The 13,272-nt window shown below is 66.5% G+C and carries 5 protein-coding genes; 4 read left to right on the top strand and 1 reads right to left on the bottom strand.

Features of this window, described 5'->3' with window-relative positions:
* Positions 1-115 precede the first annotated feature (115 nt).
* Positions 116-2,230 (top strand): glycogen debranching protein GlgX, encoded by a 2,115-nt coding sequence (gene glgX, locus ACZYZE_RS16725; RefSeq protein WP_459319546.1) that lies wholly within the window; start codon positions 116-118, stop codon positions 2,228-2,230.
* Positions 2,231-2,567: 337 nt separating this feature from the next.
* On the opposite strand, the gene glgP is transcribed toward glgX, so the two are convergent.
* Positions 2,568-5,186 (bottom strand): alpha-glucan family phosphorylase, encoded by a 2,619-nt coding sequence (gene glgP, locus ACZYZE_RS16720; protein ID WP_463908983.1) that lies wholly within the window; start codon positions 5,184-5,186, stop codon positions 2,568-2,570.
* 262 nt (positions 5,187-5,448) lie between these two features.
* On the opposite strand from glgP, the gene ACZYZE_RS16715 reads away from it, so the two are divergent.
* From ACZYZE_RS16715 to ACZYZE_RS16705, 3 genes are read left to right on the top strand one after another with little or no spacing between them, the layout of a single operon-like run.
* Complete coding sequence (locus tag ACZYZE_RS16715; RefSeq protein WP_463908981.1) at positions 5,449-7,401, top strand: alpha-1,4-glucan--maltose-1-phosphate maltosyltransferase; 1,953 nt, start codon at positions 5,449-5,451, stop codon at positions 7,399-7,401.
* A gap of 5 nt (positions 7,402-7,406) precedes the next feature.
* Entirely contained in the window at positions 7,407-9,203 is a 1,797-nt protein-coding gene (gene treS / locus ACZYZE_RS16710) for a maltose alpha-D-glucosyltransferase (RefSeq protein ID WP_459319550.1), read from the top strand.
* Between the two features lies 1 nt (position 9,204).
* Complete coding sequence (locus ACZYZE_RS16705) at positions 9,205-12,888, top strand: 1,4-alpha-glucan branching enzyme (protein ID WP_463908979.1); 3,684 nt, start codon at positions 9,205-9,207, stop codon at positions 12,886-12,888.
* Positions 12,889-13,272 lie beyond the last annotated feature (384 nt).

Here is a 13,272-nt window from a genome sequence, read left to right as displayed (position 1 = left end):
TTACCTCCATGGTGGGCGATTCATTCCAGTATGCAACGCCACGATTACGTACACTGCACGTCATCAGGAATTCGGAATTACGGGCCATTTGTTCGGCCCCGCTAAGCTTTAAGCAATGGTTATGCCCTATGTAGACACAGCTTCCACCGTAGACGACTCACGCGCGTTTCCGCTGGGAATCAGCGTTCCGTGCACCGGTTCGCCGACAATTGACGACCCTCGGGGTGCCGTCGCCAATGTGGCTGTCTACGCGCCCGCGGTGACGACTCTCGAGATCGCCTATCAGGCGCCCGGCGGCACCTGGCAGCTCCAGACGCTGCCCAACATGACCGACGGCGTCCACCACGGCATTGTGGACGGTCTTCCCGCCGGTTCGCGCTACGGCTTCCGGACCTCGCCGGACCATGAAGCGCTCCCGCTCTCCATGCCGACCCTGGATTTCGACGTCGAGGGCGAGCAGCCGCTCCTGCTGGACCCCTACGGCCGGGCCGTGGACGAGCGCGACAGTTTCATCACCAGTGTCCGGATGGCCGGCGGCTTCGACTGGGGCAACGACTCCACGCCCCGGATCCCGTGGCGGAACAGCATCATCTACGAGGCCCACGTCCGCGGCCAGACCATGCTCCATCCGGACATCCCGGAGAATCTGCAGGGAACCTACGCCGGCATGGCGCATCCCGCCATGATTGAGCACCTGATCGCGCTCGGGATCACCGCGGTCCAGCTACTTCCGGTCCACTTCCATGTGGACGAACCTCACCTGCAGAACCTTGGGATGACGAACTACTGGGGCTACAACACGGCCGCGTTTTTCGCCCCGCACCCCGGTTACGCCACCCAGGCGGCGCAGGACGCCGGCCCGCAGGCAGTCCAGGACGAGTTCAAGGGCATGGTCAAGCTGTTGCATGCCGCCGGCCTGGAGGTCATCCTCGACGTCGTGTACAACCACACGGCCGAGGGCGGCACCGACGGCCCTACCCTGAGCTTCCGCGGCCTTGGCGAGATGCAGTACTACCGCAATGACGGCCACGGCAAGTATGTGGACACCACCGGTTGCGGCAACAGCCTGAACTTCAGTGAACCCCGGGTGGTCCAGCTCGTGCTTGATTCCCTGCGGTACTGGGTGAGCGAGTTCCACATCGACGGGTTCCGCTTCGACCTCGCGGTGACGCTGGCCCGCAACGAGGCCAACGAGTTCGATCCGCGCCACCCCTTCCTCGTCGCGATCGCCGGCGACCCGGTCCTCTCCGCAACCAAGCTGATCGCCGAACCCTGGGACATCGGCTACGGCGGCTGGCAGACGGGCCGGTTCCCGGCAGGCTGGGTGGACTGGAACGACCACTTCCGCGACGCCGTCCGCAGCTTCTGGCTCGCTGACCGCGCCGCGATCGACGCCGGCGGTCACGGCGGCTCGGTGGCCCGCCTCGCGGACGCGCTGTCCGGCTCGGCCAGCCTCTTTGAGCCCTCGGGCCGGTCCAGGCTCGCCTCTGTCAACCTCATCACGGCCCACGATGGCTTCACCCTGGCGGACCTTGTCTCCTACGACCGCAAACACAACGAGGCTAACGGCGAGCAGAACCGTGACGGCCACGGCGATAACCGCAGCTACAACCACGGCTTTGAGGGTCCCACCGAGGACGAGGATGTCCTGGCCCGGCGCGCGCAGACCAGCCGCAACCTCATGGCGTCCCTCATGATCTCCCTCGGAGTGCCCATGATGACCGCCGGGGACGAAATCGGCCGCACCCAGCAGGGCAATAACAACGCCTACTGCCAGGACAACCCCATCGCCTGGATCGACTGGACCAGCACCCCGGAATCCCACGCCATGCTGCGCACCACCAAGCGTGTGATCCGGCTGCGCAAGGAATTCCTGGCCGGCCAGCCGCACGATTACCCGGCGCACGATACCCAGTCCTACTTCCACTGGTTCGATGCGCACGGCGGGACGATGTCCGGAGCCAGCTGGAACGACCCCGGCCAGCGGGTTGTCCAGCTCCTGCTCGGTTCCGACGACGGGCATGTGGACGGCCTCGTTGTGGTCAACGGCAGCGCCCTCGACGTCAAAGTCACCCTGCCCCTGCTCAGCAACGACGAGGGTACCGGCAACCGCCTCTTCGAACTGCGCCTGACCACCTCCGAACTCCACGACCGGCGCCAGGGCGTCCGGGTCTCCTCCGGAGAGCGGGACGTCGTTCAAGCGAATTCCATCAACATCTACCGCACGTAGTTCCGGCCGCCAGGACCGGGGCCGGGCAACGACCTCATGGCGAGAGCCACAGCAAAGATCCAAAGGCTACTGCCGCGGTTCCGGAGGGCTAACTCGCTGCATGATTTCGCCGACGCGGTCTCCGACGACGGACGGGCCCCAATTGCCTTTATCTGGGAGGTCCCGGCAGCCTTCCGCGCCGACCGTTCCTTCGGCGTCATCTGCGAGATCCTGCAGGACGCCGAAAGCTACGACGGAAGAACCTGTTCGTTATCGCCGTCTGCCCCAAGCTACGGCCAGGACGACAGAAGCGCCGCAGACCGGATGACCGGTCCGCGGCGCTTCCAGGGGATCAGGACTAGGCGTTGACGATCAAGCCAAGCTCGGCCTTTGACGCCAGGGCCTCGTGCCTGGGGAGCACACGGACGGTGTAGCCGAAGGACCCGGAGCGGTCGATCACGAGGGTTCCGCTGAAGAGATGGCGGCCCTTGCCGAGGTCCTCGACGGATTTCAGCTCGGCCACAGTGACGTCCGCCAGTTCGTCGCTGTCCTCCGCCTTGCCGTAGGCCACCTCGACGGACACATCGTCCGGCGTGAGCTCGTGCAGGGCCACATAAGCGTTGACCTGGAGCAAGTCGCCGATCTGCGGGTCCTCGGAGACGCCCACCGAATCCACATGCTCCACCTGGATCTGGGGCCAGGCCGCCCGGACCCGGGAGGTCCAGGACGCGAGGGTCTTGGCCTGGGCGAAGTTCTCCGCCACGGCGCGGCGGCCCGCGATGGCGGCCGGACGGTACAGGACGTTGACGTAGTCCCTGAGCATCCGGTCCGCGGAAACGGCCGGGCCCAGGTGGGACATCGTGTGCTTGATCATCGACACCCAGTGCGTCGGGACCTTTTGCGGACCCGGCTGCGACGGGCCGGCCGCACCGGCGCCGTCGGACACCGTGAGGCCGTAGAACCGGGGAGCCACCTGGGTCTCGAGCAGCTCGTAAAGCGCCGCGGCCTCGATGTCGTCGCGTTCCTCGGGCGAGGCGTCATTGTTGGCGGTCGGAATCGCCCAGCCGTTCTCGCCGTCGTACATCTCATCCCACCAGCCGTCCAGGACCGAAAGGTTCAGCGAACCGTTCAGGGCGGCCTTCATGCCGGAGGTGCCGCAGGCCTCGAGCGGACGCAGCGGGTTGTTCAGCCACACGTCGCAGCCGGGGAACAGGGTCCGGGCCATGGCGATGTCGTAGTTGGGCAGGAACGCGATCCGGTGCCGCACGGCGGGGTCGTCGGTGAACCGGACCAGGTCCTGGATCATCTTCTTGCCCGCGTCATCGGCCGGGTGGGACTTGCCTGCGATGACCAGCTGGATCGGGTGCGTCTTGTGCAGCAGCAGCGCCTTGAGCCGATCGGGCTCGCGCAGCATCAGGGTGAGCCGCTTGTACGTCGGCACGCGCCGGGCGAAGCCGATGGTCAGGATGTCCGGGTCCAGCACGGAGTCCGTCCACGCGAGTTCGGCGTCGGCCGCGCCGCGCTTCTTCCACGCGGCCCGGAGGCGGCGCCGGACGTCGTCGACGAGGGACACCCTCATCTCGCGGCGGAGGGCCCAGACGTCTTCGTCGCTGACGTTGTAGGCGAGGTCCCAGCGGCCGTGCGTTTCCGCGTCCGCGCCGAACTGCTCTCGGGCCAGTTTGGAGACGCGCGGGTCCACCCAGGTGGGCACGTGGACGCCGTTGGTGACCGAGGTGATGGGCACCTCCGAGTGGTCGAATCCCGGCCATAGGGCCGAGAACATACCGCGGGACACCACACCGTGCAGCTTGGCCACACCGTTGGCGCGCTGGGCCAGCCGCAGGCCCATGACGGCCATGTTGAAGACGAAGGGGTTGCCGTCCGTGTAGTCCTCGCGGCCGAGGTCCAGGATCTTCCCGACCGGGACGTCGGGGGCGAGCCCGGCGTCGAAGAAGTGCTGGATCTGCGAGGTCTCGAAGCGGTCGATCCCGGCCGGGACCGGGGTGTGGGTGGTGAACACGGTGGAGGCGCGCCCGGCGGCCAGGGCCTCTTCCCAGCTCAACGGTTCCGGTCCGGACATCAATTCCTGGATCCGCTCGACCCCAAGGAAGCCGGCATGGCCCTCATTGGTGTGGAAGACCTCGGGCGCCGGGCTGCCGGTGAGCTTCTGGTAGGCCCGCAGGGCCTTGACCCCGCCCATGCCGAGCAGGAGTTCCTGCTGGAGGCGGTGGTCTCCGCCGCCGCCGTAGAGGCGGTCCGTGATGCCGCGGGCGGCGTCGTCGTTGCCCGGAACGTTGGAGTCCAGCAGCAGCAACGGAACACGCCCGACGTCGGCGCGCCAGACGTGCGCCAGCAGCCGGCGCCCGCTGGGGAGCGGCAGCGAGATCTGGATGGGACGGCCATTGCCGTCCGCGGAAGCCTCGCGCAGCAGCGTCAGGGGCAGCCCGTCCGGGTCCAGGACGGGGTAGGTTTCCTGCTGCCAGGCGTCGCGGGACAATGACTGCTTGAAGTAGCCGGCCTGGTAGAGGAGGCCGACGCCGATCAGCGGCACGCCGAGGTCCGAGGCAGCCTTCAAGTGGTCGCCGGCAAGGATGCCGAGGCCGCCGGAGTACTGGGGAAGCACCTCGGTGATGCCGAATTCGGGTGAGAAGTAGGCGATGCAGGACGGCGCGCCTTCGCCGAGGCTCTGGTACCAGCGCGGCTGCTCGAGGTAGCGGTCGAGGTCGTCAGCTGCCGCGTGGACACGGCGCACCACGTCCTGGTCCGCGGCGAGGCGCTGCAGTTCCTCGCGGCTGACCAGCCCCAGGAACGTCACGGGATCGTGGGCGCTCTCGGCCCAGATCTTCGGATTCAGCCCCTCGAAAAGCTCCCGGGTGGGCCGGTGCCAGGACCACCGAAGGTTGGTGGCCAGCCGGGCCAGCGGCCGGATTGACTCCGGGAGAACGGTACGGACGGTAAATCTGCGGATTGCCTTCACCTGCGAAACACTAACGGACAAGTTGGAGCCTCGGAACCGCTTGAGGATTCTTTTGCCTAAATGACGGATTACCATCCGGAAAACGTCCAAAAAAACTGAGCGGCCTTAGCAATCTGGCCGATTTGTCGCTAACGTCGAGGCTGTGACGACTAACTCGCGAACCAGTGCCGTGTCCAAGCAAAAGCCAAAGGCCCTGATCACGGATGGCCTTCGATTTGGCCGTTTTCCGATCACAGCCGTACAGCCTGCGGTGGAAGGCGGGATGTTCCCTGCCAAAGCCGTTGCGGGAGAAAGTATCGTGGTGGGGGCTACTGCCTTCCGTGAAGGCCACGACATGCTCGGCGTCAGCGCAGTTCTCCTGGACCCCCGAGGGAAGGAACGCCAGCGCGTCCGCCTCGCGCCGCCGCGGGGCAACCGGGGCAAGGGCACCGACCGCTGGGAAGGGCTTCTGACGCCTCCGTCCACCGGCAACTGGTCCTTCGCCATCGAGGCCTGGCATGACCGCTACGGCACCTGGCACCACAATGCCGAGGTCAAGGTGGAAGCCGGCATCGACGTCGAACTGATGCTGGCCGAGGGCGCCGCCCTGCTGGCCGAAGCGTCCGAGGACTCCGCCCGCCCGTCGGCTGACCGGCGCACGCTGCGCATGGCGGTCGTCGTGCTGTCTGACGTGACCCGGACCCCGGAGGAGCGCCTTGCCGCCGGATTCAGCGCCGGGGTGGCCGTCGTCGTCGAACGGCAGCCGATCCGCGAACTGGTGACGGTCTCCGAGCCGTACCCGCTGCTCGTCGAGCGCGAGCTCGCCGGCCGGGGCGCCTGGTACGAATTCTTCCCGCGCTCCGAAGGCGCCCACCGCAACCACTCGACCGGCGAATGGACCTCCGGGACCTTCCGCACCGCCGCGGAGCGACTCGACGCCGTCGCCGGTATGGGCTTTGACATCATCTACATGCCGCCGATCCACCCGATTGGCGGCCAGCACCGTAAGGGCCCGAACAACACACTGCTGGCCGGTCCGCACGACCCCGGTTCGCCGTGGGCCATCGGCGCGAAGGAAGGCGGCCACGACGCCATCCACCCGGACCTCGGCACCTTCGAGGACTTCGACGCCTTCGTGGCACGCGCCGGGGAGCTGGGGCTGGAAGTCGCCCTGGACCTGGCCCTGCAGGCCGCACCGGACCACCCGTGGGTACAAAGCAATCCGGAATGGTTCACCACCCGGGTAGACGGCAGCATCGCCTATGCCGAGAACCCGCCGAAGAAATACCAGGACATCTTCCCGCTTAATTTCGACAACGATCCTGCCGGGCTGTCCAACGAGATCCTGCGCATCGTGTTCCTCTGGGTGAGCCACGGAGTGAAGATCTTCCGCGTGGACAACCCGCACACCAAACCGGTGTGGTTCTGGGAATGGCTGATCGCCAAGGTCAACAAGAAGCACCCCGACGTCGTCTTCCTCGCAGAGGCGTTTACCCGTCCCGCCATGATGCACGCACTGGGCCGCGCCGGTTTCCAGCAGTCGTACAGCTACTTCACCTGGCGCAATACCAAGGAGGAGCTGGAAGAGTACTTCCAGGAGATCAGCCACGAGTCTCCGGCCTATTTCCGGCCGAATTTCTTCGTCAACACCCCCGACATCCTGACCGAGTACCTGCAGTTCGGCGGGCCGGCCGCGTTCAAGATCCGCGCGGCGCTGGCCGCGACGGCGAGCCCGATCTGGGGCGTGTACGCCGGTTTCGAACTGTACGAACACGTCGCCCGGCCGGGTGCCGAGGAGTACATCGACAACGAGAAGTTCGAATTCAAGGCGCGGGACTGGGACGCGGCGGCCGAATCCGGCCGGACGCTGGCCCCGTACCTGAGCCGGCTCAACGAAATCCGGCACACGCACCCGGCGCTCGGGGACCTGCAGAACCTCACGCTGCACAAGAGCACGGACAACGCCACGGTGGTGTACTCCAAGCACAAGACCCTCCCGGACGGCACGAAGGACACCCTGATCATCGTGGTCAACGTGGATCCGCACGGCATCCGTGAGAGCACGGTGACGTTGGACCTGGCGGCGCTGGAACTGGATCCGGAGGACCTGACGCCCAACGGCGGCTTCATGGTGGATGATCTGTTGACCGGCGAGAGCTGGGAATGGGGGGAGTACAACTACGTTCGGTTGGACGCCCACGTTGAGCCCGCGCACATTCTGAGCATCCGGAGGTAGTACGAGTGAGTTTCAGCCCGACGAACCCCAACCAGCACTTCAGCCCGAAGGGATCTTTTGAACTGAACGCGCCCGGCCTCCAGCATGACCCGATTTGGTACCGCAAAGCGGTTTTCTACGAGGTGCTGGTCCGCGGGTTTGCGGACGGAAACGGTGACGGCTCCGGCGACTTCCACGGCCTGATCGACAAGCTGGACTATCTGCAGTGGCTGGGCGTCGACTGCCTCTGGCTCCCGCCGTTCTTCCAGTCCCCGCTCCGCGACGGCGGCTACGACATCTCCGACTACAATTCCGTGCTGGACGAGTTCGGCACGATCAGCGATTTCAAGCGCCTCGTCGCCGAATCGCATGCCCGCGGCGTGCGCGTCATCATCGACCTGCCGCTGAACCATACCTCGGACCAGCACCCGTGGTTCCAGGAATCGCGCAAGGATCCGGACGGACCCTTCGGCGACTTCTACGTCTGGAGTGACACGGACGAGAAGTACGAAGACGCCCGCATCATCTTCGTGGACACCGAGGAATCGAACTGGACCTTCGACCCGATCCGGCGCCAGTTCTTCTGGCACCGCTTCTTCAGCCACCAGCCCGACCTGAACTTCGAGAACCCCAAGGTCATCGACGCGCTGTTCGACGTCGTGCGGTTCTGGCTGGACCAGGGGATCGACGGATTCCGGGCCGACGCCATCCCGTACCTGTTCGAAGAAGAGGGCACGAACTGCGAGAACCTGCCCCAGACCCACGAGTTCCTGCGCAAACTGCGCAAGATGGTCGACGACAGCTACCCGGGCCGCGTGATCATCGCCGAGGCCAACCAGCCGCCGGCCGAGGTGGTCGAATACTTCGGCACCGAAGAGGCGCCGGAATGCCACATGGCCTTCCACTTCCCGATCATGCCACGCCTGTACTACGCACTGCGGGACCAGAAGGCCGCCCCCATCATCGAGACGATGAAGGACACCCCGGCCATTCCCGAAGGCGCCCAGTGGGGCACGTTCCTGCGCAACCACGACGAACTGACGCTGGAAATGGTCACCGCGGACGAACGTGCCGCCATGCTGGGCTGGTACGCCCCGGATCCGCGGATGCGCGCCAACATCGGCATCCGGCGCCGGCTGGCGCCGCTGCTGGACAACTCACGCTCCGAAATTGAGCTGATCAATGCGCTGCTGCTCTCCCTGCCCGGCAGCCCGTTCCTGTACTACGGGGACGAGATCGGCATGGGGGACAACATCTGGCTCGAGGACCGCGACGCGGTCCGCACCCCGATGCAGTGGAACCCGGACCGCAACGCCGGGTTCTCCAGTGCCGACCCGGGCAAGCTCTACCTGCCGGTAATCCAGTCGCTGGTCTACAACTACAGCATGGCCAACGTCGAGGCCGAGGCCGCGCATTCGGGTTCGCTCCTTCGCTGGACCCGCCAGATCCTGAGCGTCCGCAAGAACCACCCCGCGTTCGGGCTGGGTGGCTTTGAGCATGTGGAAGCCGATCACGACGTCGTCCTCGCCTACCTGCGCGAGCTGCCGGAAGGCAACACGGCCGGCGAGGACAGCGAAACCATCCTGTGCGCCTTCAACCTGTCCCAGCACCCGGTGGCCACCACGCTGCGGATCCCGCGGTTTGCCGGCCGCGGCCTCCGGGACGTCTTTGGCGGCCAGGCGTTTCCCGCCATCTCCGAGGACGGGACCCTGACGCTGACCCTGGGCAGCCACGACTTCTTCTGGCTGCGGATCCGCTCGGCTGCCTCCAACCCGGCGTCGCCCTACACGCAGGCGATGCCGATCCTGTCTATCGAAGGCTGACATGACCCGACCCACCCTTACCCCCGCCCTGAGCGGGCTCCTCGGCAGCTGGCTTCCCCGCCAACGGTGGTTCCCCGTCAAGAGCGCCGAGTTCAGCTTCGAGCCGGCCGGCGCCCTTCGTCTGGCCGGCGGCGGTGCCGAGTTCGAGGTGCTGCTGGTCGCGGTCAGCTACCCGACGGCGGACGGCAGCCGCACCGACGTCGTGCAGGTCCCGCTCAGCTTCCGCGCGGCGCCCCTTGCCGGTGCGGAAACCGCGCTGATCGGCGAGACAACGGGTGCCGGTGACGGTGCCCGCTGGGTCTACGACGGCGTGCATGACCCGGCGTTCGTCGAAGCGTGGCTGGACCTTATCCGCGACGGCACCACCACCCCCGAGGGCAAAGCCACCGGGCACCCCGTGGCGTCCGGGTTCCGTCTGCCCCGCGCCACCGGCGTCGTGAAGGTCCTCTCCGGCGAGCAGTCCAACAGTTCCGTGATTGTGGACGACGGCGAATCGGCCGCCATCGTGAAGTTCTTCCGGGTGCTCTCCGAGGGCCAGAACCCGGAGGTGGAGATTGGAGCCGCACTGACGGCGGGGCGCACCGTCGAGGTCCCGGCGACCCTGGGCTGGGTCACCGGGGAGTGGGAGACCGCCGCCGGGTCCGCCGGATCGCCCGGCGCCGCCACCGGGGGGACGCGGCCCGCCCACGGCGAACTTGCCGTGGCCCACGAATTCCTCGCCGGCGGGCTGGACGCCTGGCGGCTGGCCGTGAACGCGGCAAGCCGGGGCCAAGATTTCACCGCCGAAGCTCATGCGCTCGGGGCCGCCACCGCCACCGTCCACCAGCGTCTCGCGCAGGCCCTCGGCACCGCCGTCGAATCCGTCCCGGGCAGCGACATCGCCCCGGGCGTTGCCCAGCGCGTCCGCCAGTCCTGGGCCCAGGCGGGGAGCATCGTCGGCGCTTACGACGACGCCCTGGAGCGCCTGCTCAGGCTGCTCAAAGGCAGCGGTGCCGGCCCGCTCCAGCGGATCCACGGCGACCTGCACCTCGGCCAAATCCTCCAGGTCCCGGGCGGGGCCGGCGAGCCGGCCCGTTGGGCCATCCTCGACTTCGAGGGGGAGCCGCTCCGGCCCATCTCGGAACGCAACTTCCCCGACGTCCCGCTGCGCGACGTCGTCGGGATGCTGCGGTCCTTCGACTACGCCGCCGGCGCGGCCGTCCGGGAGCGCCCCGACGCGGCCGTCCCGGCGGGCTGGGTGGACGGTTGCGCCGAGGCGTTCCTGGCCGGCTATGCGGAGGTCATCCCCGGAAGCATCGACCGCGATTCGCCCCTCTTCGTGGCGCTGTGGCTCGACAAGGCGCTCTACGAAGTCATTTACGAATTACGCAACAGGCCGGACTGGCTTGCCATCCCGGTGAACGCATCACGTCGTCTCCTCGGCAGTACAGGCTCCGGCGTTCCGGCCGAAGCCGCAGCGGAAGGTATCAAAATGACAGGACCAGCACGTATCGATCGGCCCGGAGCCCCGCTCCCTGTGGACCCGGACACCCTGGCGAGGATCGCGGCCGGCGAGCACCATGCGCCGCACTCGGTCCTCGGCGCGCACTTTGACGACCACGGACACGTCACCATCCGCACCGTGAAGCACCTGTCCGAAGCCGTGTCCGTCGTGACGGCCGCCGGCACTTTCCCAATGACCCACGAGTCCGGGGGAGTCTGGGTGGCAGTGCTGGATCCTCTGGAGCCCGGCCATGTGCCGGACTACCGGCTTGAAGTGACGTACGAAGGCCTGGCACCACAGTCCGCTGATGACCCGTACCGCTACCTGCCCACCGTGGGAGAGGTGGACCTGCACCTGATCAGCGAAGGGCGCCACGAGCGCCTTTGGGATGTCCTCGGCGCCCATGTTCAGCACTACAAGTCGGCACTCGGCGACGTCGACGGCGTCTCCTTCGCGGTGTGGGCCCCGAACGCCCAGGCGGTGCGCGTCAAGGGCGACTTCAACGGCTGGGACGGCCGGGAATTCTCGATGCGCTCCCTCGGCTCCTCGGGGGTGTGGGAACTGTTCATCCCCGGCGTTGTAGCAGGAGCGTGCTACAAGTTCGAAATCAGGACCAAGCACGGTTACTGGGTGGAGAAGGCGGATCCGCTGGCTTTCGGGACCGAGGTCCCGCCGCTGACGGCGTCCCGCGTCGTTGAGCCCTCCTACGCCTTCAGGGACGCCGAATGGATGGAGGCCCGGGCCGCCCGGGATCCCCACAACGCACCGATGAGCGTTTACGAGGTCCACCTTGGCTCGTGGCGGGTTGGTCTCAGCTACCGCGAACTGGCCACGGAACTCGTCGAGTACGTCAAGTGGCTCGGCTTCACCCATGTGGAATTCATGCCTGTGGCCGAACACCCCTTCGGTGGTTCCTGGGGCTACCAGGTCACGTCCTACTTCGCACCGACCTCGCGCTTCGGCCACCCGGACGAGTTCCGGCACCTGGTCGATGAACTCCACCAGGCCGGCATCGGCGTGCTGCTGGACTGGGTGCCGGCGCACTTCCCCAAGGACGACTTTGCGCTGGCCCGGTTCGACGGCGAGTCGCTGTACGAGCACGCCGACCCGAACCTCGGCGAGCACCCGGACTGGGGCACCCTGATCTTCGACTTCGGCCGCCGCGAAGTCCGCAACTTCCTCGTGGCCAATGCGCTCTACTGGCTCGATGAGTTCCATATCGACGGCCTGCGCGTGGACGCCGTCGCCTCCATGCTGTACCTGGACTACTCCCGCGAGGAAGGGCAATGGCAGCCGAACCGCTTCGGCGGCAGGGAAAACCTGGAAGCCATCTCCTTCCTGCAGGAAGTCAATGCCACCGTCTACAAGACGCACCCCGGCGCCGTCATGATTGCCGAGGAATCCACCGCCTTCCCCGGTGTCACGGGACCCACGAGCGATGGTGGGCTGGGCTTCGGCATCAAATGGAACATGGGCTGGATGCATGACTCGCTCAAGTACATGGCCGAGGACCCGTACAACCGCAAGTGGCACCACGGCACCGTCACCTTCTCGATGGTGTACGCCTACACCGAGAACTTCCTTCTGCCCATCAGCCACGACGAGGTTGTGCACGGCAAGGGCTCGATGCTGCGCAAAATGCCGGGGGACCGCTGGCAGCAGCTGGCGAACCTGCGTGCGTTCCTGGGCTACCAGTGGGCGCACCCCGGCAAGCAGCTGATCTTTATGGGCACCGAGTTCGGCCAGGAAGCCGAATGGTCCGAGCAGCACGGCCTGGACTGGTGGCTCGCCGACATTCCGGCGCACCGCGGCATGCAGCTCCTGACCAAGGACCTCAACGAGCTCTACGGCTCCACTCCGGCCCTGTACGAGCAGGACAACGATCCCGCCGGCTTCCAGTGGATCAACGGCGGCGACTCGGACCGCAACGTGCTCACCTTCATCCGGCGCGACAAAGCCGGCAACCCACTGGTCTGCGCCTTCAACTTCTCCGGAGGCCCGCACACGGACTACCTCCTAGGAGTGCCCTCGGCGGGTGCGTGGCAGGAAGTGTTGAACACCGACGCCGCCGCCTACGGAGGCTCGGGCGTGCTGAACGAAGGACCGCTGACCGCTTCCGACGCCGGCATGGACGGCCAGCCGGCCACCCTCACCGTCACGCTGCCCCCGCTGGGTGCCGCGTACTTCAAGCCGGTGAGCTGACCCAGGCCGGGCCAGGCCGACGGCGGACTTCCCGCCAGGCGCCGCTGCCGTCCGATGAGCCCGGAATCCCCGTGATTCCGGGCTTTTTGGCACCCGCGGAGAGGGCGCTTTGGAGGGCGCTTTGTCAGCCGGGCAAAGTGGTGATAGAGTTTATTTCCGCGCTGCTCCCCGGAGTTGAACGGCCACGAAGACCCAGAAGCCTATGGCAACACTGAGTCGGGCAGGCCGAATTGACAAGGGTGAAGCGGGCGGGTAACTTTGAAAAGTTGCTCCGGAGCGATCCTCGACTGGATATGTCGTGGTGGTGCCGGGTGTGTCTGTTGTTTGAGAACTCAATAGTGTGCCAAGTTTGTTGATACCAATTTATTGTATTGAATTGGTTGA

It is taken from the genome of Pseudarthrobacter woesei (assembly GCF_055412745.1).
Note: the sequence above shows the minus strand (reverse complement) of the source record. Positions and strands in the feature narration are given on the sequence as shown.